The sequence below is a fragment of the Burkholderia sp. BE17 genome (assembly GCF_009362305.1).
Taxonomy (GTDB): domain Bacteria; phylum Pseudomonadota; class Gammaproteobacteria; order Burkholderiales; family Burkholderiaceae; genus Burkholderia; species Burkholderia pyrrocinia_C.
In genome coordinates, this window is record NZ_WHNU01000011.1 from 77,521 (window position 1) to 99,412 (window position 21,892).

At 68.2% G+C, this 21,892-nt stretch carries 18 protein-coding genes and 1 pseudogene; 13 read left to right on the forward strand and 6 right to left on the reverse strand.

Annotated elements, in window-relative coordinates; genetic code table 11:
• The first annotated feature begins 7 nt into the window (after window positions 1-7).
• Both pbpC and GD429_RS11880 read left to right on the forward strand, forming a co-directional pair.
• Window positions 8-2,245: a penicillin-binding protein 1C gene (gene pbpC / locus GD429_RS11875; protein WP_152857101.1), complete on the forward strand. Its 2,238-nt coding sequence runs from the start codon at window positions 8-10 to the stop codon at window positions 2,243-2,245.
• Window positions 2,246-2,505: 260 nt separating this feature from the next.
• On the forward strand, window positions 2,506-3,195 hold the full coding sequence (locus tag GD429_RS11880; protein ID WP_152857102.1) for a hypothetical protein: 690 nt from the start codon (window positions 2,506-2,508) through the stop codon (window positions 3,193-3,195).
• Window positions 3,196-3,269: 74 nt separating this feature from the next.
• On the opposite strand, the gene GD429_RS11885 is transcribed toward GD429_RS11880, so the two are convergent.
• A complete protein-coding gene (locus GD429_RS11885) occupies window positions 3,270-4,517 on the reverse strand; it encodes a multidrug effflux MFS transporter (RefSeq protein WP_152857103.1) in 1,248 nt (415 codons plus the stop codon).
• Between the two features lie 341 nt (window positions 4,518-4,858).
• Window positions 4,859-5,755, reverse strand: coding sequence for a glutamate/aspartate ABC transporter substrate-binding protein (locus tag GD429_RS11890; RefSeq protein WP_152857104.1), 897 nt, complete (start codon window positions 5,753-5,755; stop codon window positions 4,859-4,861).
• Window positions 5,756-6,177: 422 nt separating this feature from the next.
• Between GD429_RS11890 and GD429_RS11895 the strand changes: the two genes are divergently transcribed.
• The 4 genes from GD429_RS11895 to GD429_RS11915 all read left to right on the forward strand — a co-directional run bounded on the left by GD429_RS11895 (window position 6,178) and on the right by GD429_RS11915 (window position 12,118).
• Window positions 6,178-7,815 (forward strand): S8 family peptidase, encoded by a 1,638-nt coding sequence (locus GD429_RS11895; protein WP_152857105.1) that lies wholly within the window; start codon window positions 6,178-6,180, stop codon window positions 7,813-7,815.
• A gap of 514 nt (window positions 7,816-8,329) precedes the next feature.
• Window positions 8,330-8,488: a hypothetical protein gene (locus GD429_RS40430; RefSeq protein WP_175747622.1), complete on the forward strand. Its 159-nt coding sequence runs from the start codon at window positions 8,330-8,332 to the stop codon at window positions 8,486-8,488.
• A 47-nt stretch (window positions 8,489-8,535) separates the two neighbouring features.
• Complete coding sequence (mgtA, locus tag GD429_RS11910) at window positions 8,536-11,298, forward strand: magnesium-translocating P-type ATPase (RefSeq protein WP_152857107.1); 2,763 nt, start codon at window positions 8,536-8,538, stop codon at window positions 11,296-11,298.
• A gap of 76 nt (window positions 11,299-11,374) precedes the next feature.
• The gene (locus tag GD429_RS11915; RefSeq protein WP_152857108.1) at window positions 11,375-12,118 is read left to right on the forward strand and encodes a transporter; all 744 of its coding nucleotides are present in this window, start codon (window positions 11,375-11,377) and stop codon (window positions 12,116-12,118) included.
• Between the two features lie 76 nt (window positions 12,119-12,194).
• Here GD429_RS11915 and GD429_RS11920 read toward each other — a convergent pair whose 3' ends face one another.
• The gene (locus GD429_RS11920; RefSeq protein WP_152857109.1) at window positions 12,195-12,479 is read right to left on the reverse strand and encodes a transcriptional regulator; all 285 of its coding nucleotides are present in this window, start codon (window positions 12,477-12,479) and stop codon (window positions 12,195-12,197) included.
• Between the two features lie 77 nt (window positions 12,480-12,556).
• A complete protein-coding gene (locus GD429_RS11925) occupies window positions 12,557-13,432 on the reverse strand; it encodes a LysR family transcriptional regulator (RefSeq protein ID WP_034180258.1) in 876 nt (291 codons plus the stop codon).
• A gap of 560 nt (window positions 13,433-13,992) precedes the next feature.
• Here GD429_RS11925 and GD429_RS11935 point away from each other — a divergent pair.
• From GD429_RS11935 to GD429_RS11955, 5 genes are all read left to right on the forward strand, one after another.
• Window positions 13,993-15,075 (forward strand): serine hydrolase, encoded by a 1,083-nt coding sequence (locus GD429_RS11935; protein WP_152857111.1) that lies wholly within the window; start codon window positions 13,993-13,995, stop codon window positions 15,073-15,075.
• A 44-nt stretch (window positions 15,076-15,119) separates the two neighbouring features.
• Window positions 15,120-15,356 carry a hypothetical protein gene (locus GD429_RS11940; RefSeq protein WP_152857112.1) on the forward strand — a complete coding sequence of 79 codons (237 nt, stop codon included), beginning with the start codon at window positions 15,120-15,122 and terminating at the stop codon, window positions 15,354-15,356.
• 183 nt (window positions 15,357-15,539) lie between these two features.
• Entirely contained in the window at window positions 15,540-15,995 is a 456-nt protein-coding gene (locus tag GD429_RS11945) for a MarR family winged helix-turn-helix transcriptional regulator (protein WP_415748934.1), read from the forward strand.
• A 67-nt stretch (window positions 15,996-16,062) separates the two neighbouring features.
• Window positions 16,063-16,626, forward strand: coding sequence for an isochorismatase family protein (locus GD429_RS11950; protein WP_152857114.1), 564 nt, complete (start codon window positions 16,063-16,065; stop codon window positions 16,624-16,626).
• On the forward strand, window positions 16,623-18,077 hold the full coding sequence (locus GD429_RS11955; RefSeq protein ID WP_321574551.1) for a DHA2 family efflux MFS transporter permease subunit: 1,455 nt from the start codon (window positions 16,623-16,625) through the stop codon (window positions 18,075-18,077). The genes GD429_RS11950 and GD429_RS11955 overlap by 4 nt, the downstream gene beginning before the upstream one ends.
• Window positions 18,078-18,114: 37 nt before the next feature.
• Here the strand turns inward: GD429_RS11955 and GD429_RS11960 are convergent, their stop codons facing one another.
• A complete protein-coding gene (locus GD429_RS11960) occupies window positions 18,115-18,768 on the reverse strand; it encodes a LysE family translocator (protein ID WP_152857115.1) in 654 nt (217 codons plus the stop codon).
• 51 nt (window positions 18,769-18,819) lie between these two features.
• On the opposite strand from GD429_RS11960, the gene GD429_RS11965 reads away from it, so the two are divergent.
• Entirely contained in the window at window positions 18,820-19,686 is an 867-nt protein-coding gene (locus tag GD429_RS11965; protein ID WP_152857116.1) for a LysR substrate-binding domain-containing protein, read from the forward strand.
• 12 nt (window positions 19,687-19,698) lie between these two features.
• Here GD429_RS11965 and GD429_RS11970 read toward each other — a convergent pair.
• A pseudogene (locus GD429_RS11970) lies at window positions 19,699-21,399 on the reverse strand (SulP family inorganic anion transporter).
• Between GD429_RS11970 and GD429_RS11975 the strand changes: the two are divergent.
• Entirely contained in the window at window positions 21,398-21,691 is a 294-nt protein-coding gene (locus GD429_RS11975; protein WP_152857117.1) for a hypothetical protein, read from the forward strand. The pseudogene GD429_RS11970 and the gene GD429_RS11975 overlap by 2 nt on opposite strands.
• Window positions 21,692-21,892 lie beyond the last annotated feature (201 nt).

Consider the following 21,892-nt stretch of genomic DNA (forward strand, 5'->3'; position numbering starts at 1 on the left):
GCGCGTGATGATCGATCGGGTCTTGCCGCGGCCGGCGCGTTTCGCCGGCCGCGTATTCGTCGCCGTCGTGCTGGCCGCACCGCTCGTCGCGCATGCGCTGCCGGGCTACGACGACGTGCGCCGCAACTGGCGCAGTTCCGACTGGGTGCTGCTCGCGCGCGACGGCGCGCCGCTGCAGCGCACGCGCGTCGACCTCGCCGAACGGCGCGGCGACTGGGTGTCGCTCGCGGACGTATCGCCCGCGTTCCGCGAGGCGATCGTCGTCTCCGAGGACAAGCGCTTCTACGAACACAGCGGCGTCGACTGGCGCGGGATCGCCGGCGCCGCATGGGGCAACCTGTGGAACGAGCGCACGCGCGGCGCGTCGACCGTGACGATGCAGCTCGCCGGGCTGCTCAGCGATTCGCCGCGCCGCTCGGGCCAGCGCTCGCTGCCGCAGAAGGCCACGCAGGCGATGAACGCGCTGCTGCTCGAACGCGGCTGGCGCAAGGACCAGATCCTCGAGGCGTACCTGAATCTCGTGCCGTTCCGCGGCGAGACGGTCGGGCTCGGCGCACTGTCGCAGGTGCTGTTCGGCAAGGCGCCGTCGGGCCTCGACGCGCGCGAGGCCGCGATCGCGGCCGCACTCGTGCGCGCACCCAACGCGACGCCCGCGAAGGTCGCCGAGCGCGCATGCCGGATCCTGCGCGACATGCATGCCGAGCAGGCGTGCGCGTCGCTCGACGGCTACGTGCAGTTCGTCACCGCTCGCCCGGCCAATGCCATACGCGACGACGGTGCCGCCCTCGCCCCGCACTTCGCGCGGCGCATCGCCGCCGAGGTCAGGCCGGCGGCCGGCGCGCAGGTCCGCACGACGCTCGATGCCTCGTTGCAGCGCTTTGCACGCGACACGCTGATGCGCGCGCTGACCGAACTCAACGCGCCCGCGCACCGGCGCAACGTGCAGGACGGCGCCGTCGTCGTGATCGACAACGCAACCGGTGAAATTCGCGCGTGGGTCGGTTCGTCGGGCGCGTTGTCGAGCGCGCGCGACGTCGATGCCGTGCTCGCGCCGCGCCAGGCCGGCTCGACGCTCAAGCCGTTCCTCTACGCGCAGGCAATCGACGAAAAGCGGCTGACCGCCGCTTCACTGCTCGACGATGCGCCGATCAACCTCGCCGCCGGCGGCGGCCTGTACATTCCGCAGAACTACGACAAGGATTTCAAGGGCTGGGTGAGCGTGCGCAGCGCGCTCGGCGGCTCGCTGAACGTGCCGGCCGTGCGCACGCTCGTGCTCGTCACGCCGCACCGCTTCGCGCGCACGCTGACCGCGCTCGGCCTGCCGCTCGCGCAGGAAGGCGACTACTACGGCTTCAGCCTCGCGCTCGGGAGTGCCGACGTCACGCTGCTGTCGCTGACCAACGCGTATCGCGCGCTCGCGAACGGCGGCGTCGCGCGCAAGGTCGTCGACCTGCCTGCGCCTGCGCCTGCGCCAGGCGCGTCGGCGCCCGCGCATGCGGACGGCGGCACGCGCGTGTTCAGCGAAGCGGCCAGCTTCGTCGTTACCGACATCCTCTCCGACAACAATGCGCGCGTACGCACGTTCGGCTTCGACAACCCGCTTGCGACGCGCTTTTTCTCGGCGGTCAAGACCGGCACGAGCAAGGACATGCGCGACAACTGGACCGTCGGCTTCACGTCGCGCTATACGGTCGGCGTGTGGGTCGGCAATGCGGATGGCTCGCCGATGTGGGACGTGTCGGGTGTCACGGGCGCGTCGCCCGTGTGGTCGGCCGTTGTCGGCTACCTGCACCGCGACCTGCCGAGCCGCGCGCCGCGTGCGCCGGCCGGCGTCGAGACGCGCCGCATCACGTTCGAGCGCGACATCGAACCGGCGCGCAGCGAGTGGTTCATCGCGGGAACGGCGGTCGACACGATCCGGCTCGCCGCGCCCGTCACGCCGGGCAAGGACGGTGCGCGCGCGCCGCTGACGATAGGCGCGCCGACCGACGGCACGATCTTCGCGATCGACCCGGACATTCCGCCGAAGAACCAGCGAATCTGGTTCGAGCGCTCGGCCGGACGCGCCGCGCGGTTCGCGTGGCGGCTCGACGACAAGGTGATCGGGCATGCCGACCGCGTCGCATGGATGCCGTGGCCGGGCCGGCACCGGCTCGAACTCGTCGACGCGCGCGGCAACGTCGCGGATGCGATCAGCTTCGAGGTGCGCGGCGCGTTTGCTAAAACGGCCGCGCGCAAGCCTTGAGCGCGTGAGCCGGCTGCTTACTGGCCGGCCGTGTTGCGGCAAGACTCGCGCCGCTGAAAGGCACGCCCGCCCCGTCGGGAACGGCGCGTTCTCTCGTCGTTTTCTGTCGTCGCCCGATATGGCCCATTACGAAGGAAACTGAAAGGTTTCCGGCTGGACGGGCAAACGGCCAAGCAGCCCGCGGATCGGGAACCTAGAATATGAGCAGCGCTGCTTCTCCGGGCGCACCGGTTGCTCCCTTCTCCCGGACACCCGCGACCATGAACATTCGCCATACGCGCTTCACCCGCCCCGCGCTCGGCGCGCTCTGCGTCGCAACGCTCGCGACGCTCCAGGCCTGCAACGGCGACGCCTGCTTCGGCGTGGATGTCTGCTTCAACGACAACACGCAAACCGTCTCGCTGTCGGGCACGGCCGCCACCGGCGGCGCGCTCGCGAGCGCGCCGGTGGCGGTCAGTTGCGCGGCGGGCTCGGCGACGACGCTGACGGACGGCGGCGGCAACTATCAGGTGACGGTCAACGCCACGCTGCCGTGCGTCATCACCGTGACGTCGGGCGGCACGAGCCTGCATTCGCTCGCATACGCGGGCGGCACCTTCAACACGACGCCCGAGACCGAACTGATGCTGGTCTATCTCGCGGCGCAACTCGGCACGAATACGGCCGGGCTGATCGGCAATTTCCAGGGCAATCTGCACTTCCAGCAGGTGATGGGCAGCCCGAACGCCGTGCAGGCCGCGCAATCGGCCGTCGTGACGAACCTGCAGCAGCGCTATGCGGTCACGCTCACGACGCCGGCGTTCCTGACCACGTCGTTCGTGGTCGGGCAACCGGGCGTCGACAGCGATCTCGGTACGCTGGCGAAAGCAGGAGCGATCGATTCGAATGGATTGCCGGATCCGGTTGCCGTTTCGCTTTTGACGCAGGCGGGTGCCGCGCGTCCGTTGTAAGCAGCCTGCGGCGCGGAAGGAATCGAACGTCAGGCGCCCGCTTCGCAGCCGCTCGCGATCCATCAACGAAACGCCTACGCCGCTTCCCCGCTCCCGCACACGACAGTCGCGGCCTGCTGCTGCGTCAGATACCGCAGCAGCTTCGTCACCATCCATACGACGATGAACGACAGCGCGACGAAGAACAGCGCGAGCGGCGTCAGCACGTGGATCGACACGAACCCGGCCAGCCCCATCATCGCGGACGACACGAGCAGCAGCGCGCACCCGAGGATCGCGCTCGTCAGCCCCGCGATATGCGGAAACAGCGAATTGCCCTTGGCCATCAGCGTCGGATACATCGCGCCCGCGCAGAAACCCATCACGAGCACCGGCGTCGCGAGCGTCCACACCCGCAGGCCGACGGTCAGCGCCAGCACCAGCATCGCGACCGACGCACCCGCCATCACACGCGCGCCGATGCGCAGCCGTTGCTCGGCGCTCGGCAGCCCGCGCCCGTGAATCCGGTTCGACAGCCCGCCGAGGAAATACATCAGGCCGATGCCGAGCGCGAGATAGCCGAAGAAGGTCGGCGGCTTGTGCAGCGTGGTCTGCACCATGAACGGCCCGACGATGTTGAATACCAGCAGGATGCTGTAGCACAGCCCCTGCGCGAGGAAGCAGCTCTGGAACACCGGGCTCGCCAGCACCTTGCCCGCGTTCGCGATCAGCGTGCGCGGCTCGAGATGCACCGGTTTCGGCAAGGTTTCCCGATAGCGCCACAGCAGCGCCCACATCACCAGCGAGTAGACGAGCAGGAACACGAGGCAGGCGCGCCAGCCGAACCATTCCTGAAGGTGCGCACCGATCACCGGCGCGACGATCGGCGCGAGCCCCCACGCGATCGACATGTAGGTGAACGCATGCATCAGCGCCTGGCCGGAGAACGAATCGGTGATGATCGCCTTCGCGAGCAGGTTGGTGGTCGCGATCCCGAAACCCTGCAGGCAGCGGGCCAGCACGAACGTCTCCAGGTTCTGCGCGCCGAGCGACAGCAGGCAGCCGATCGTGTAGATCACGAGCCCGAACGCGAGCACGCGCTTGCGCCCGTACGCGTCGGCGATCGGGCCGAAGATGAGCTGGCCGAGCGCGTAGGCCGCCATGTAGCCGGACACGCTCGACTGGATCGCCTGCGGCGTCGTCGCGAACGAACGCGCCATGTCGGGCAGCGCGGGCACGTAGATGTCGATCGCAAGCTGGCCCGCGGACGCGAACAGGCAGATCAGGAACAGCAGGAAACGCGGCGAATTCGACTCGCGCGCGGGAGTGAGCGTGGCGTTCATGAAGACTGGGAAGGATTCGGGCAGCGACGACGCGGCCGCGCATGTTCGAATTGCGACCATACGTACGATCGTAGCGAATTGCGTATTGTGCCCGTTGTTGCGTCGGGTGACCGGATTCCCCTGGCGCGGACGAGGTTGAAAGCCGATTGAAGCACGCGGGGAAATGCGCTAGCCGGGCCCGCCTCCCGTCATTGGGGCGGCCCCGGCCGCGGGCATGTTCCGCTACCGCGGCGACGCACCGCCGCACGCGGGGCGTCAATCAACGCCGCACGTATGTCGCGCCCCGCTCGCCCCTGCCGTCAACTCCGCCGGCGGGTTTTCATTGCGGCACCGCATTCGGATCAATACTGCGCCTGGTCGGTCGGATTCCTGAACAACTGCTTCATCTCCGCCGACAGCGGATAGTTGAGGCTCACGCCCTTCGGCGGAATCGGCTGCGTGAACCACTGGTTGTAGAGCTTCTCGGCCGCGCCCGACGTCTGCATCTTCGCGATCACACCGTCGACGACATGCTTGAACGGCGGATCGTCCCTGCGCATCATGCACGCGTAGTTTTCGTGGACGAGCGGCGTGCCCGTCACCGCGTACGCGCCCGGGTTGCGGTCCTTCGCGATCTCGCCGTACAGCAGCGGCTCGTCCATCACGAACGCCACCGCGCGCCCGGTCGTGACGTTCATGAACGCTTCGGCGTGATCCTTCGCGCTGATGATCGTCATGTTCATCCCTTTCTCTTCATTGAGCTTGCGCAGCAGGCGCTCGTCCGACGTGCCGGCCGTCGTCGCGACCGTCTTGCCGGCCAGGTCCGCAAAATCCTTCACACCCGAATCCTTGCGCGTGCTGAAACGGATGCCATAGAGAAAGATGCTGTTCGAGAATGCAGCCTGCTTCTGCCGCTCGAGCGTGTTCGTCGTCGATCCGCATTCGAAATCGATGGTCCCGTTCTGCAGCAGCGGAATCCGGTTCTGCGACGTGATCGGAATCTCCTTCACCGTGAGGTTCGGCAGGTTCAGGTCCGTCTTCAACTGGTCGATGATGCGCGCCGCGATGTCCCGCGAGTAGCCGATGTTCTTCTGCTGGTTGTCCGAATACGAGAACGGCACCGACGATTCGCGAATGCCCAGCGACACGATGCCCGTGTCCTTGATCTTCTTCAGCGTACCGGTGAGGGCCTGCGCGTGCGCGGCGCCCGCCAGTGCACAGGACAGCGCGACAGCCAGCAAACGGAAGCGGCGATCCATGCTTTTCTCCTGACGAAACGTTGATCGAATCGCGATCGTACGCCCGACAAAATTCGCGTCGCATCAGGGAAAGCGTAATCAACCTTCCACCGCGGCCGGGCTGCGCAACCCGTTTTCCGTGCCGCGCAAACCGGCCCGCGACACGCGTTTCGCCCGACCGGCCGCTTGCGGGCTCGACCGCATCTTCCGTGCCACGCGTTCCAGACCTGCATTCATGCCGCAACGCAGCAACGTAATCGTTTGCGCCAGCCGTTGTTTTTCTCGCGCAACGTCCTCAAGAAGCCGCCGTGCTGGCCGTTACCCAGTGCATGGCGCGTCGCAGCAACCCTGCCGCGACCGCCTGACAAAAACGACAAGGTCTGGTTTTACCGGACCGGCGCCACCGCCGGCACGACGGTTATCTACGAGGATCGAGCTTCAACATGAGAGCCAAACGTTTCAATTTCGCGCTGGCCCGTTCCGCCCATGCGCGCATGCTCGCCGGCATGCTGTCTGCCGCCGCCCTCCTGCCCCTCGCCGGCTGCGGCGGCGGAGGCGGCGACGGCAGCAACCCGTCTTCGTCCAACGCAGCACCGGCTCCCACACCGGCTCCCGCTCCCACGACCCCGCCCGCCACGTCCGGCAGCAACGCCTGCGCGACCCAGCAGGCCGCCGTGCAGATGGCCGCGCAGACCACGCCCGACGAACCGCCGGTCGATCACCTGATCGTCAAGCTGAAGACGCCGACGGCCGCGCGTGCGATGGCCGCCATCGACAACGGGACGCGGCTCGACGCGGTGATCCAGCGCTCGATGACGCGCTGGACCGCGCCGGTGACCGGCAGCGCACGCGCCTATGCGAGCACGGTCGCGCAAACGCCGCTGAACGTGCAGGTCGAGCGGACGATCTCGAACGGCGCGGCCGTGCTGTCGCTCGGCCAGCGCATCGCGGCCGCCGACGCGACCGCACTCGCGCAGGCGTTCGCGGCCGACACCGACGTCGACTACGCGGAACCGGATCACTCGATGCAGATCCGCGACACGCCGAGCGACCCGCTCTACAGCCAGCAGTGGTACCTGTCCGACGCCACCGCCGGCATCGACCTGCCGCCCGCATGGAACACGACCAAGGGATCGCCGACCGTCGTCACGGCGGTGCTCGACACCGGCTCTCGGCCGCACGCCGACCTCGTCGGCAACCTGTTGCCCGGCTACAGCTTCATCACCAACGTCAACACCAGCAACAACGGCCTGTCGCGCGGCCCCGACGCATCCGATCCGGGCGACTGGGTCACGCAGCAGGAACTCGACAACACGAGCGGCCCGTACTATCACTGCGCGAGCGAACCGAGCGCCAGCAGCTGGCACGGCACGCGCGTGATGGGCGTGATCGGCGCGACCGCCAACAACAGCGCCGGCATCGCCGGCGTGTCGTGGCTCGGCCGGATCCTGCCGGTGCGCGTGCTCGGCAAGTGCGGCGGCGTGACGAGCGACATCGCCGACGCGATGCGCTGGGCCGCCGGCATTCCCGTCACCGGCGTACCGACGAACCCGACACCCGCGAAGGTCATCAACCTGAGCCTTGGCGGCGTCGGCGCGTGCAGCACGACGTTCCAGCAGGCGATCGACGACGTGAACGCGAAGGGCGTGACCGTCGTCGTCGCTGCCGGCAACGACGGCCTGTCGACCGGGCTCGACCAGCCCGCGAACTGCCGCGGCGTGATCAGCGTCGGCGCGACCGACGCGACCGGCCGCCGCGCATCGTTCAGCAATTTCGGCGCCAACATCACGCTGAGCGCGCCGGGCGTCAACATCCTGTCGACGTCGAACACCGGCACGACGACGCCGGGCTCGGACACCTACGGCCTCGCGAACGGCACCAGCCTCGCGACGCCGCAAGTGACGGGCGTCGCCGCGCTGATGCTCGCGGTGAACGGCAATCTCACGCCCGCGCAACTCCAGCAAAAGCTGCAAGGCGGCACGCGCGCGGCGAAGCTGGCGGCCGGCACGCCGTGCACCGCGATGCCGGCGGGCTCGGGCATTCTCGATGCAGGGGCCGCCGTCGCGGCAGCCAACCTGTAACCGGCACCCTGCCTCGCCGCAGCCGCGCGCATGCCGACAAGGCGTGCACGCGGCTTGTTTTTTTGGGCGGCCGGCGATCCGGAGATCCGGCGATCGCTCATCGACCCGATTCCGTTTCTCAAAATAACGCCTGACAAAAGGGTTGACGCTTCGCACGACGAGCCTTTACCATCGCCCCCGTCTAATTACATGGAGTGTTCTGTGAACACCGATGCGAGTTGTAGTTGGTGCTCGACCAACTTGACTGCTGCCTGAGGAAAACGCGCAGAGCCTCGTCTTCTGCCGCATCCCGGGAAGCAGGATGCGGCGTCCTTCCGGCCTGACCGGCCAGATTCCCCGCCGAATTTTTCGATGTTGTCGAATGCACGCGACGCGCCGTCGCGCGCGTGCGTTCGTGTTGCGCGCGGCGCCAGCCGCGTGCGTTTTCCGTTCGCGTGCCATCCGGCCGCGCGCCTTCATGCGTGCGCGGCCGCCGATCGCTCGTGCCGATCACTCGCAACCGAAAGGAGTGCAGATGAACTCAGACGACAGTAGTCGATTACCGCTCGCCGGTGCGACGCTGCGCATCGACACCCCGACCGCACTCCACGCGCCGGCGAGCGTTCCAGCCTTTACCGATCCACAGCCGATCGCGTTTGACGCGACGCGGCGGGGAGCGCTCGTGCGTCGATAACGTCACGGCCGCTCCCCGCCCGCCGCCTCGCGCACCAGGAGCGACTCATGACACAACGCAACACATCGCAAAAGAAACAGCGCGGCTTCATCAAGACCGGCCCCGGTCAGCAGAACGAACCGCACATCATGCGCGCCGCGCAGGAAGCGGCCCGCCCGCTCGAGGACACGCTGAAGTCGCTGCGCACAAGCACGCGCGGCCTCACCTACGACCAGGCCGCCGACCGCCTGCAGCACTACGGCCCGAACGAAATCGCGCACGACAAGCCGCCGCACTGGACGCGCCAGTTGCTGCTCTCGTTCCACAACCCGTTCGTCTACGTGCTGCTGGTGCTGGCCGCCATCAGCTTCGGCACCGACGTCTGGTTCGCGGCGCCCGGCGATCGCGACTATGTCGGCACGACGATCCTGCTGACGATGGTCACGATCAGCGCGCTGCTGCGCTTCGTGCAGGAGTTCCGTTCGCTGCGCGCGGCCGAGAAGCTCAAGGCGATGGTCCGCACGACGGCCACCGTGCAGCGCGCGGTGACCGACACGTCCGAGCCCGCGCGCCGCGAGGTGCCGATGCGCGAAGTCGTGGCCGGCGACATCGTGCACCTGTCGGCCGGCGACATGATCCCGGCGGACGTGCGCCTGCTCGCGTCGCGCGACCTGTTCATCAGCCAGGCCGTGCTGACCGGCGAGGCGCTGCCCGTCGAGAAATACGACACGCTCGGCTCGGTGGCCGGCAAATCCGCGAACACGCACGCGGCGGGCGCGACGACCGACGCGTCGGCATCGCTGCTCGATCTCGAGAACGTCTGCTTCATGGGCACCAACGTCGTCAGCGGCACCGCGACCGCCGTCGTCGTCGCGACCGGCGAAGATACGTACTTCGGTTCGCTCGCACGCAACGTCGTGAGCCACAAGCGCATCGAGACGAGCTTCGACCGCGGCGTCTCGAGCGTGAGCTGGCTGCTGATCAAGTTCATGTTCGTGATGGTGCCGATCGTGTTCATGATCAACGGCCTGACCAAGGGCGACTGGCTGAGCGCACTCACGTTCGCGCTCGCGGTGGCCGTGGGTCTCACGCCCGAGATGCTGCCGATGATCGTCAGCGCGAACCTCGCGCGCGGCGCGATCGCGATGGCGCGCCGCAAGGTCGTCGTCAAGCGTCTGAACTCGGTGCAGAACTTCGGTGCGATGGACGTGCTGTGCACCGACAAGACCGGCACGCTCACGCAGGACAAGATCATCCTCGAACACCACCTCGACCTGTCCGGTTACAAGAACGAGGAAATCCTGCGGCTCGGCTGGCTGAACAGCTTCCACCAGAGCGGCCAGAAGAACCTGATCGACATCGCGGTCGTCGCGCGTGCGGACGAAATCGGCGACCGCGTGAAACCGCAGGGCTACAAGAAGATCGACGAGCTGCCGTTCGACTTCGTGCGCCGCCGCCTGTCGGTCGTCGTCGAGGATACGCGCGGCACGCACCTGCTGGTCTGCAAGGGCGCGGTCGAGGAAATGCTGGCCGTCTCAACGCATGTGCAGGATGAGGACGGCGTGCGCCCGCTCGACTTCGTCGCGCGCAAGCGGCTGCTCGAACAGGCCAACGCGTACAACGAGGACGGCTTCCGCGTGCTCGTGGTCGCGACGCGCACGATCCCGCGCGGCGACGAACGCGAGCAGTACCGCACCGCCGACGAACGCGACCTCGTCGTGCGCGGCTTCCTGACCTTCCTCGATCCGCCGAAGGAGTCGGCCGCGCCGGCACTCGCCGCGCTGCGCGAGAACGGCGTCGCGGTGAAGGTGCTGACGGGCGACAACCCGACCGTCACGATGAAGGTGTGCCGCCAGGTCGGCCTCGAACCCGGCAAGCCGATCCTCGGCGCGGAAATCGAAGCGCTCGACGACGCAACACTCGCGCAGGTGGTCGAACGCACGACCGTGTTCGCGAAGCTCACGCCGCTGCAGAAGGCGCGCATCGTCAAGGCGCTGCAGGCGAACGGCCACACGGTCGGCTTCCTCGGCGACGGCATCAACGATGCGCCCGCGCTGCGCGATGCCGACGTCGGCATCTCGGTCGACAGCGGCGCCGACATCGCGAAGGAAACCGCCGACATCATCCTGCTCGAAAAGAGCCTGATGGTGCTCGAGGAAGGCGTGATCAAGGGCCGCGAGACGTTCGGCAACATCCTGAAGTACCTGAACATGACCGCGAGCTCGAACTTCGGCAACGTGTTCTCGGTGCTCGTCGCCAGCGCGTTCCTGCCGTGGGAGCCGATGCTCGCGACGCAGTTGCTCGTGTTGAACCTGATCTACGACACGTCGCAGATGCTGCTGCCGTGGGACAAGATGGACCCCGAGTTCCTGAAGAAGCCGCGCAAGTGGGAAGCGGGCAACATCAGCCGCTTCATGCTGTGGGTCGGGCCCACGTCGTCGGTGTTCGACATCACGACGTACGTGCTGATGTGGACCGTGTTCGGTGCGGGCGCGATGTATCACCTGAACGGCGGCACGGGCGGCCAGATCGTGATGAACTCGGGCTGGTTCATCGAGAGCCTCGTATCGCAGACGCTCGTCGTGCACCTGCTGCGCACGCAGAAGATCCCGTTCCTGCAAAGCACGGCCGCGCTGCCGGTGCTGCTGTCGACGTTCACCGCGATCGCGATCGGCTGCTGGCTGCCGTTCTCGCCGTTCGCGGACGCACTCGGCTTCATGCACCTGCCGGGCACCTTCTGGCTGTGGCTCGCCGCGACGATGGTCGGCTACATCCTGCTCGCGCAGATCGTCAAGACGATCTATGTGCGCCGCTACAAGCAGTGGTTCTGATTCGGTTCGGATAACGATGTGCCGGCCCGCGCAACGCGCGCGGGCCGGCCGCTCACGATGCAATACGGGTGAAGCAATGAAAAGAATCCTTCCGCTCGCAGCCGCGAGCGCACTCCTCGCACCGCTCGACGCCTATCCGGCCCACCCGCTCGTCAGCGACGATACGGGCACGCAGGGCAATGCGAACTGGCAGTTCGAGTTCAACGCAGAGGAAACCTCGAAACAGGAAGACAGCGGCCGCCACCAGCTATGGAACGCAACGCTCACGCGCGGGTTCGGCGAACATGTCGACCTCTACGTCAACGCGCCTTATACGCATCTGCAAACGCGCTCCGACGAAAACGGCGCGGGCATCGGCGATGTCGAGATCGGCATGAAATGGCGCTTCGTCGAACGCGGGCCGCTGTCGCTCGCGCTGAAACCGAAGGTGACAACGCCGACCGGCAACGACGGTCGCGGGCTCGGCACGGGCCGCGTCAGCACCGGCGCGGCGCTGCTCGCGCAGGCCGACGTCGCGCGCTTCTCGCTGCTCGCGAACGCGGGCCTCGCGTACCAGCCGAATCGCCAGGGCGACCTGACGTCGATCTGGGCCGTGTCGGGCGCGGCGCTCTACAAGGCGACCGACCGGCTGCAGCTCGTGGTCGACGTCGGCATGTCGCGCAACCCGGAAAGCACCGCCGGCGCGAATCCGGCGTTCGTGCTCGCGGGCGCGATCTATTCGCCGACGCGCTGGCTCGATCTCGACGTCGGCTACCGGCGCGGGCTGAACGACCAGACCTATCGTCATTCGGTGATGGGCGGTGTGACGGCACGGTGGTGATACACGGCACGGCGCGGTGCACGCGTCGAGCCGCAACACGACGGGCCGCGGCTCACAGCAGCGGCCCGTCCTTCATTCATCGGGCGTCGTTCGCGCCGAATAGTTCCGCGCACACGTTGCACCCTTCGTCGGTCAGCACGGCGCTGCCGGTGCCGTCCTCGTTCAGCGTCGTCGCGCTCAGGCCCGCGGCATCGAGCTGCGTCAGCACGCGGCGCAGCGTGCTCATCGGCAGTTGCGCGCGCTTCGCGATCTTCGGCAGCGACCACGTCTTGCCCGCCGGATCGCTCGCGGCCTCGTTCAGCGTCGCGAGCGTCGCCACGAGTGCGGGATCGAGCGGGGATTCGTCGGATTCTGAAGTCATCGGTTCGGATTCGTGAGCCGGTGCCGGGCCGGCATTCATTCAGGATGAAGATGCAATCGCGGACACTATACGCCGCGTCACGCACCCTTGATCGCGGCCCGCATGAACGACACGAAATGCGTCGTGACGGGATCGTCGCGCCCCGACAGCCACGCCAGCCCCACGCGCCACTTCGCGTCCCGGCCGTCGAGCGGCAGCACCGTCGCGTCGCGCAGCAGGTACTGCGCGCGCGACGGGATGAACGCGACGCCGACGCCGGCCGCGACCGACGTCAGTACCGACTGCACATCTTCCGCCTGCTGCGTCACGTGCGGCACGAAGCGGCGCTCGACGCACCATCGATCGATCTGCGCGGCGAGCCCCGGGCCGCGCGCACGCTGCAGCGCGATGAAGCCGATCTCGTTGAGCACGTCGAGGTCGGCCGGCACGCGCTTGAAGCCGAGGTGCGGCGGCACCGCGAGCGCGAGCCCTTCGTCGATCACCTTGAACGACGACAGCCCGTCGTCGGACGGCAGGCGCAGGAAGCCGGCGTCGAGCTTGCCCGCGCGCAACCGGCGCGTCTGCTCGGACGACGACAGGTCGCTCAGCGTGACGGCGATGCCCGGATTGCGGCGGCGAAATTCCGCGACCAGCTTCGGCACGAGCGTCAGCACGGACAGGCAGATGCCGAGCCGCAGATGCCCGCGCTGCCCGCTGGTCGCCTCCCGCGCACGCGCAAGGATCTCGTCGGCATCGCGCACGAGCGCCTGCGCGTCGGGCAGGAAGCGTTCGCCGAACGGCGTCAGCTCCGCGCCGTGCCGCCCGCGTTCGAACAGCTTGCCGCCGAGGCTCGCCTCGAGCGCGCCGATCTGCTTGCTCAGTGCCGGCTGGCTCATGTGCAGCGCATCGGCCGCACGACTGAAATGGCACAGCTCGGTGACCGTCAGGAACGTTCGCAGCAGTTTCAGTTCCATTCTTCAAGGGAATCGTAACGATCGAAATATTCATTTTACTGATCGAATGCGATGACGTTCAATACGGGCATGCCCTTCCCGGAATTCACTGTCATGTCACTAGATCCCGTGTCCGAATGCGTGGCGGCCCCATCTTGCGATGGCGCGGCTGCAAACGAACGCACCGCCGCCGTCGATACGCGCGCACCGAAGCGTCGTGCCGAACGCAGCGACGGACGCAGCCGCCGTTCTCGCTTCGGCGATGCGATCGAAGACGCACCGCCACGCGCCGTGACGGGTTCGATCGCGATCAGTTTTGCGGTCGTGTCGCGGCGAAACTGGCCGCGCTGAACTGCGCCGCATCCTGCGGTGTGCCGGCCCGGAACGGCACGCCTTGATGGTTTTCAGCGCCCGCGCACCGCTAACCGGCAGCGCGAAAACGACCGGAATCTGCCTGCATCACACGCCATTGCGCGCGATCCAATCGTCATCGCCACGCGATCGACCGTATAATTTCCCGCACCCGCTGACCGACCACGCATTCCGCGCAGCCGCATCGCGCGTGAAAAGGAGACTTTCGCTTGACCGGCCTCATCGCGCGCCTGCCTCGCGCCCGGACCACCCTGATCCTCGCCCTCTCGTTCCTGCTGCTCGCATTCGCCGCGAACGCGTCCGCGCAGCGCGCGCAGCCGCATCGCACCGCGCATGTCCATGCGCATGCGAAAGCCGTCAAGAAGAAGCCTGCCCACCGCAAGATCAAAGCCGTCAAGCATCGCCGCCCGCACGCGAAGCATCGTGCGGTCAAGCGTCATGCGGCGCCGGCTCCGCAGCATCGCCGCGCGAAGCGCACGACCGCCGTACGCCCGCGCCCGGCGGCCGCCAAACCGCGCCTGATGGCAAGCTGCGGCTATAGCCCGCGCGCGGTCAGGTCGTTGCATTCACGCGCGGCTTATGTGCTCGACGTCGACTCCGGCACGCCGCTGCTGGCCCGCAACGCGCGCACCGTGCGGCCGATCGCGTCGATCTCGAAGCTGATGACGGCCGTCGTCGCACGCGACGCGGATCGTCCGCTGAACGGCGTGCTGCGCGTCACCGCGCACGATCGCGACACGATCAAGTTCACCGGTTCGCGATTGCAGGTAGGTTCGGAGCTGTCGCGTCGCGACATGTTCCATATCGCGCTGATGTCGTCGGAAAACCGCGCGGCGGCCGCGCTGAGCCGCGACTATCCGGGCGGGCGCGCCGCGTTCGTGAAAGCGATGAACCGCGAAGCGCGCCGGCTCGGCATGCGCCACACGCACTTCAGGGAGCCGACCGGCCTGTCGCCGCACAACGTGTCGACGGCCGAGGATCTCGCGAAGCTCGTCGGCGCGGCGGCGCAGGATCCGCTGATCCGCTATTTCTCGACGGATACGTCGACCACCGTGCGCCCCGGCGACGGCGAGCTGCTGTACGTGAACTCCGACCCGCTCGTCCGCTACCGCCGCCTGCCGATCCGGCTGCAGAAGACGGGCTTCATCAACGAATCGGGGCACGGCGTCGTGATGCGCATGCGCGTGAAGGGCCGCCGCGAAACGGTCGTGCTGCTCGGCGCGCCGACGCGCGCCGGCGTATCGAGCGACGCACTCAAAATCCATCGCTGGCTGACCTGCTCGATCCAGTAGGCGCGCGCAGGCGGCCGGCGCGTTCACCCTACGGGAGCGATGCCATGCAGGACGAATACCGCTTCAGCGCATTCGGACGGCTGCTCGCCGTCGTGCGGACCAACGGCCGCTGGGCCGTGTTCGATCTCGGCGCCGAAGGCAAGCGGCGCCCGGCCGACCTGCAGATTCCGTCCGCGCTCGCCGCGGACGAACTCGCGCAATATCTCGGCGACCTGCTGCACGAGGACGCCACGCCGAAATACAGCGAAGTCGTGCCGGTTCCGTCGACCGGTCGCGTCTAGCGGAACACACCTTCGCAGGGCGCACGGCCGAGCGTCGCGCCGCCCGTGTCTCGCCTTCCCCTTTATCAGCCGGTATCGTCACGCCACGACGTGCGCAATACACCGATCGTCGAGCGAACCGATCGGGTTCACATCCCTTTTGAAATTAGACAGTTTAACTTGCAAGTTAAACTGTCTTAACCTATGCTCCCACCCATGACTGATTCGCGTCCATCCGGCCTTTCTGCCGACACCGTCGCCGCCAACCTGACCCTGGCGGTCGGTCAATTGATCCGCCGGCTCCGTTCCGAAGTCCCGGCCGACGGCCTCGGGATGTCCCAGACGAGCGCGCTCGCGCGGCTCGAACAGAACGGGCCGATGACGACCGCCGATCTCGCCCGCGCCGAGGCAATGAAGCCGCAATCGATGAAGACGATCCTCGCGAGCCTCGAAGAGGAAGGCCTCGTCGAGCGCGAGCCGCACCCGACCGACGGCCGCCAGATCCTGTTCCGGCTGACCGCGGTCGGCCTCGCGGCGCGGCGCAAGCGCAACATCGCGAAGCACCAGTGGCTCGGTGCCGCGATCGAGAAACTCGATCCCGAAGAAATCCGCACGCTCGCCGCCGCGATCCCGCTGATCAGGCGGATCGGCGACAAGTGAATCCGGCCTGCGCGCCACGCGGCATTCGCGCGCCCGCCTTCCTTCGTCCATTCCACGGAGCCCCATCATGAGCGCAACCCGTCTCGACACGAACACGGCACTCGTCGTCATCGACCTGCAGAAAGGCATCGTCGCCCTCCCCACCGCACACCCGGTCGCGCCGGTGGTCGCGCATGCCCGCGAACTGCTCGACGCATTCCGCAGCCGCGGCCTGCCGGTCGTGCTCGTCAACGTCGCCGGCGTCGCACCGGGCCGCACGCAGCAGCAGGTGCGCCTGGACGCGCTGCCCGCCGACTGGACCGACCTCGTGCCCGAACTGAACCGCCAGCCGGGCGACCACGTCGTGACGAAAAAAACCTGGGGCGCGTTTACCGGCACCGATCTCGACGCGCACCTGAAGGCGGCCGGCGTCACGCAGATCGTGCTGACCGGCGTCGCGACGAGCATCGGCGTCGAATCGACCGCGCGGCAGGCCCACGAACTCGGCTACAACGTGACGCTAGCCGTCGACGCGATGACCGACCTCAACGCGGACGCGCACGCGAACAGTATCGAACGTCTGTTCCCGCGCCTCGGCGAAACGGGCTCGACGCAGGACATCGTCGCACTGCTCTACCGGCGCGGCGCGTGAGCGACCGACGCGCGCAGCCGGCGGCGGCCCACGCGGCCGGCCGGCTCGATCCGTCGATCTGGAAGGTCAGCGCGGTCGCGACGCTCGGCTCGCTGCTGTCGCAGCTCGACGCGACGATCGTCAACGTATCGCTGTCGAGCCTCGCGACCGACCTGCATGCGAGCCTGTCGACGATCCAGTGGGTGACGAGCGGCTACCTGCTCGCACTGACGCTGGTGCTGCCGCTGAACGGCTGGCTCGTCGACCGCATCGGCGCAAAGGCGCTGTACCTGTGGTGCTTCTCCGCGTTCACGTTCACGTCGGCGCTGTGCGGGCTCGCGTGGTCCGCGCCGTCGTTGATCGCGTTCCGCGTGCTGCAAGGCGTCAGCGGCGGGCTGCTCGCACCGATGGCGCAGATGATGATCGCGCGCGTCGCCGGTCGGCAGATGGCGCGCGTGATCGGCTACGCGGCGGTGCCCGTGCTGCTCGCGCCGATCCTCGGCCCCGTGGTCGCCGGCGCGATCCTGCAGCATGCGTCGTGGCGCTGGCTGTTCCTCGTGAACCTGCCTGTCGGCGTGCTGGCGCTCGAGCTGGCCGTGCGGTTCCTGCCCGGTGACCGTGACGAAGCACAACGACGCGAACTCGACTGGATCGGTCTCGCGCTGTTGTCGCCGGGCCTCGTGCTGTTCCTGTATGGCGCCGAACGGATAAGCACGACGCTCGGCATCGCCGCGATCGCATGCTCGGCGCTGCTGCTCGCCGCGTTCCTGCGCTTCGAGCAACGCAAGGGCGAACACGCACTGATCGATCTCGCGCTGTTTCGCTCCCGCGTATTCGGCGCGGCGGCCGGCACGCAGTTCCTGTCGAACGGCGCGATGTACGCGGGCCAGATGCTGATCCCCGTGTTCCTGATCCAGGCGTGCGGGCGCTCGCCGGGCGAGATGGGCTGGCTGCTCGCGCCGCTCGGGCTCGGCATGCTCGTCACCTATCCGTCGATGGGCGCGTTGACGAGCCGGTTCGGCGTACGCCGGCTGGCCGCCGCCGGCGCGTTGCTCGCTCTCGTCGCGACGCTGCCGTTCGTGTTCGTCGCGCTGACCGGCTACGATCCGTACGTGCTCGTGCCGGCGCTGTTCCTGCGCGGCATGGGCCAGAGCGCGATCGGCGCGCCGTCGATCTCCGCCGCGTATGCGTCGGTCGAGCGCCGTAACCTGCCGATGGCGACGACGTCGCTCAATATCGTGCAGCGCCTCGGCGGCCCGACGTTCACGACGATATGCACGCTGTTCCTCGCGTGGCGGCTACAGGCCGAATCGTCGGCGGGCGGCGGCACGCAAGCCGCCGCGTACGCATGGGCGTTCGGCCTGCTTTGCGTGCTGCATGCGGCGAGCTTCGTCACGACGCTGCGGCTGCCGTTGTGGTCGGCCGGTGCGGGCGGGCGATCGGCCGGCGCCGCGCGCTTCGGTGCGCGCTGAGCGCGAGGGGCGCCGCACGACGCGCGCGGCTTCCCGGCTACGGCAGCCACATCGGCACGATCGACACCACGAGCAGCACGCCCAGCCCCGCATTCAGGCAGCGCCACTGCCGCTCCGTGCGCAACACGCGCGCGAACAACAGCCCGGCGAAACACCACAGCGACAGCGACGCCATCGCGGCCAAGCCGAACGCCAGCCCGAGCAATACGCCGAGCCGCGCCGGCCCGGACGCGAGCGCGGCGAACGACGCGGCCGCGCCGAGCGTCATCGCCCAGCCTTTCGGGTTGTGCCAGAGCATCCAGACGCCGCTGACGAACCCTTGCGGCCGGTGCACGGCGGCATCGAGCCGCGGCTTGCCGCCGCGCCCGATGCGCACGGCCAGCCACACGAGATACAACGAGCCGGCCGCCTTCATCGCGAGCTGCAACGCGGGCAGCGCAAGCAACACGCTGCCGAGCCCGGCCGCGGCGGCGGCCGCCATCGACGCCAGGCCGGCCGCGATGCCGGCCATCAGCGGCAGCGACCGCCGATAGCCGAAATGGGCGCCCGATGCGGTTGCGAGCGTCGTCGCGCCGCCCGGCGTCACGGTGGACACGATCACGAACAGCATCAGCGGCAGGTAGTCGCGAAGCAGCACGGAGGCTCCCGGTTGTCGTCGTCGAAGCCCCCGTTTTACCCGCGATCTTCCCATTACGACAGCGAAAGCTTTTTATGCCTGTCATTAGTATTCATAATCCGACGCATGACACGCAATCTCGACATCGCACTGCTGCGCGCCTTCGTCACGGTCGCCGATCATCGCAGCATGACGGCGGCCAGCCGCGCGCTGCACCTGACGCAAGGCGCGGTCAGCCAGCAGGTCGCGCGGCTCGAAACGCTGTCCGGCCCGCTGTTCGTCCGCGAGCATCGCAACCTGCTGCTCACCGCGGCTGGCGAGCGGCTGCTCGAACAGGCGCGCCGGCTGCTCGCCGTGCACGATGCGCTGCTGACCGACCTGACGGCCGGCGCGGTCGAAGGCACCGTTCGTGTCGGCGCACCGCAGGATCTCGTCGGCACCTGTCTCGCGCCGATCCTGAAAGGCTATGCGCACGCGCATCCGCAGGTCGCGCTCTCGCTCGTGTGCGCGGCATCGCCGGAACTGCGCCGGGGGCTCACGCAGGGCGATCTCGACATTGCGTTGATCGAGGCACCGGTCGGGCCGTCGCGCGGCGAATGCATCGCGGTCGACCGGCTGGTCTGGGTCGGCGCGAAAGGCGGCACCGCGCACCGGAACACGCCGCTGCCGGTGTCGATGGTCGCGCCGACCTGCGCGTTCCGCCCGACCGTGCTCGACGCGCTGCGCGGCAGCGATCGCGCGTGGCGCACCATGTTCGAGAACGGCAGCTTCGACGCGACGGCCGCGACCGTGCGCGCGGATCTCGCGGTGACCGTGTGGCTCGCGTCCACCGTGCCGGCCGACCTCGACATCCTGCCGGCCGGCAGCGGCCTGCCGGCGCTGCCGAACTTCGCGATCAACCTTCATCTGCCGCGCGGCCAGCGCACGCCGGCCGCGACGGAACTGGCCCGCCACCTGCGCAACGGCTTCGCGCGCTTGCGCGCGGCCGCCTAGCGCAGGTTCACGCTACACGGTGCCCGGCTCCTGCGGCGACGGCGTCGTGCCCGCCGCATCCAGCGCCTGATGCAGCGTCGCGAAAATGCACGACGCGCCGACGATTTCGGTGATCCGGTGACGATCCATGTCCGCGCGCAAGTAGCGGTTGACGCGCCCGAACAGCACGCCGATCCCGCGCGCGTGCAGCGTCTCGACCAGATCGGTTACGGTGCGCGCGGCCGAATAGTCGAGATCGGTGATCGCGCCCGCGTCGACGACGAACCAGCGCGGCGGCACCGGCGCCGCATCGACGAGTTCGGTCACCTCGGCAGCGAACAGATGGTCGTTCGCGAAGAACAGGCCGGAGCCGAACCGGTAGACGATCAGCCCCGGCGCCGTCATCACGCCGGGCCGCGTCGGCACCGGCTGCCACCGTCCGTTGCCTTCGACCGGTTCGAGCACCATCGTGTGCGGCTGGTAGCTGTGGCGCACGTGCCGCATCAGCGACAACGCGATAGCCAGCAGGATGCCGTGCTCGACGCCGACCGTCACGAGCGCAAGCGTGAATTCGCCGGGGCTTTCGTTGCGGATCGCCGCGAGGCTGCGCACGTTGATCAGCCCGAGCGCGATCGTAAACACGATGCCGGCCAGCACCGCATGCGGCAGATACTGCAGGGGCGTGCCGAGGAACAGCAGCACGACGACCACGACGGCGGCGAACGCAAGATGCCCGATCTGGCTGCGCACGCCCACGCCATCGGCCATCGCCGTCTGCGTCGGGCTGCCGTTGACGACGAACGCGCCGCCGACCGCCGCGGCCGCATTCGCGGCCGCGAGGCCGAGGATGTCGGCGTTGGTGTCGACGTCCTCGCCTTACTGCTGCGCGAACACGCGCGCGGCGGCCGCGCTCTGCGCGATGATCATCACGAAGCACGACGTGGCGACCGGCACAAGATCGAGAAACTGCTGCCACGTGACGGACGGCCAGCGCAGCGGCGGCAGCCCGCCCGCGACGGGCCCGAGCACCGCGATGCCGTGCGCGGCGAAACCGAACGCATGGCTCGCGGCGATGCTGCCCGCGACCGCGATCATCGGCATCGGCACGCGCGGCAGGAACCGCTTGCACGCGAGAATCGCGACGACCACGAGTGCCGCGAGCGCGAAGGTCGGCCGGTTCGCGTGGACGAGATGCGTGACGACATAGGCGAGTTGCGCGAGGCTGCGCGATGCAGGGTACGGCACGGCCAGGCCGAGCATGTCGCCGAGCATCGCGATCGACACCTGCACGCCGACGCCGGCGAGAAAGCCGACCAGCACCGTGCGCGACAGGAAATCGGCGAGAAAACCGAGCTTGAAGATGCGCGCGAGCAGCAGCATCGCGGCGGTCAGCAGCGCGACCATGCCGGCCAGCGCCGCATAGTCGGCGCTGCCGGCCGGCGCCATCGACGCAAGCCGGCTCGCGAAGATCGTCGCGGTCGCGGAATCGGCGGCGACCACGAGATGGCGCGACGCACCGAAGCACGCGAACGCGATGAGCGGCAGGAACACCGTGTAAAGGCCAGTGACGGCCGGCATGCCGGCGATGCGCGCGTAACCGAGCACCTGCGGGATGTCCATCGACGCAAGCGAAATGCCCGCGAATACGTCGCGGATGGCCCCCGCGCGGCGGATCGGCAGGATGCCTTTCAGCAGACGCACGCCTGACGGAGGATTTTCGCTGGAATCTTGCATGCGTGAAATGCGTGATGACGAAGTGACGCGGTTCGCGAAGTCGTTCGCACATCGTGCCTCGGGCAGGCATCGCATGGCAAGTGCGCGAAACTGCCGCGTATCGCTCACCGTCGGCGGATCGGCCGCACGCGACGGCGAGCGACGCACCGGCAACGCATGCAGCGCCCGCATGATTGCATGGATCGCCGGTCCGGCGCTGTCACCCGCAAGGGCCCGCCGCAAAGGCTTCGAGTCGACTGCGGGGATACGCGCGACGCATCCGACAACCAGTGCGCACACCGGCTTGCGGTGATGCGGATTCGTCCTTCACCGTCACCCGATTACAGAGGATACCTGCGCAATGGTGAGGATGTTCGGGAGCCGCGCGACGCGCGTCAGACGCATGCACCCGGAACCCGATGGCACAATCTCGGTCCCTTTCATGTGCCCTTCACCGGGCGCGCGCCGCATCGCGGCGCCGATTCAACGCACGAGAAGGCCCCTGTCTGCCCCT

Coding starts and splice junctions, on each gene's coding strand:
- GD429_RS11950 (WP_152857114.1), top strand. CDS start 16,063: ATGAGCGCAACCCGTCTCGACACGAACACGGCACTCGTCGTCATCGAC.
- GD429_RS11965 (WP_152857116.1), top strand. CDS start 18,820: ATGACACGCAATCTCGACATCGCACTGCTGCGCGCCTTCGTCACGGTC.
- GD429_RS11925 (WP_034180258.1), bottom strand. CDS start 13,432: ATGGAACTGAAACTGCTGCGAACGTTCCTGACGGTCACCGAGCTGTGC.
- GD429_RS11890 (WP_152857104.1), bottom strand. CDS start 5,755: ATGGATCGCCGCTTCCGTTTGCTGGCTGTCGCGCTGTCCTGTGCACTG.
- GD429_RS11885 (WP_152857103.1), bottom strand. CDS start 4,517: ATGAACGCCACGCTCACTCCCGCGCGCGAGTCGAATTCGCCGCGTTTC.
- GD429_RS11945 (WP_415748934.1), top strand. CDS start 15,540: ATGCTCCCACCCATGACTGATTCGCGTCCATCCGGCCTTTCTGCCGAC.
- GD429_RS11975 (WP_152857117.1), top strand. CDS start 21,398: ATGCGTGAAATGCGTGATGACGAAGTGACGCGGTTCGCGAAGTCGTTC.
- pbpC (WP_152857101.1), top strand. CDS start 8: ATGATCGATCGGGTCTTGCCGCGGCCGGCGCGTTTCGCCGGCCGCGTA.
- GD429_RS11880 (WP_152857102.1), top strand. CDS start 2,506: ATGAACATTCGCCATACGCGCTTCACCCGCCCCGCGCTCGGCGCGCTC.
- GD429_RS40430 (WP_175747622.1), top strand. CDS start 8,330: ATGAACTCAGACGACAGTAGTCGATTACCGCTCGCCGGTGCGACGCTG.
- mgtA (WP_152857107.1), top strand. CDS start 8,536: ATGACACAACGCAACACATCGCAAAAGAAACAGCGCGGCTTCATCAAG.
- GD429_RS11915 (WP_152857108.1), top strand. CDS start 11,375: ATGAAAAGAATCCTTCCGCTCGCAGCCGCGAGCGCACTCCTCGCACCG.
- GD429_RS11895 (WP_152857105.1), top strand. CDS start 6,178: ATGAGAGCCAAACGTTTCAATTTCGCGCTGGCCCGTTCCGCCCATGCG.
- GD429_RS11920 (WP_152857109.1), bottom strand. CDS start 12,479: ATGACTTCAGAATCCGACGAATCCCCGCTCGATCCCGCACTCGTGGCG.
- GD429_RS11960 (WP_152857115.1), bottom strand. CDS start 18,768: ATGGGAAGATCGCGGGTAAAACGGGGGCTTCGACGACGACAACCGGGA.
- GD429_RS11940 (WP_152857112.1), top strand. CDS start 15,120: ATGCAGGACGAATACCGCTTCAGCGCATTCGGACGGCTGCTCGCCGTC.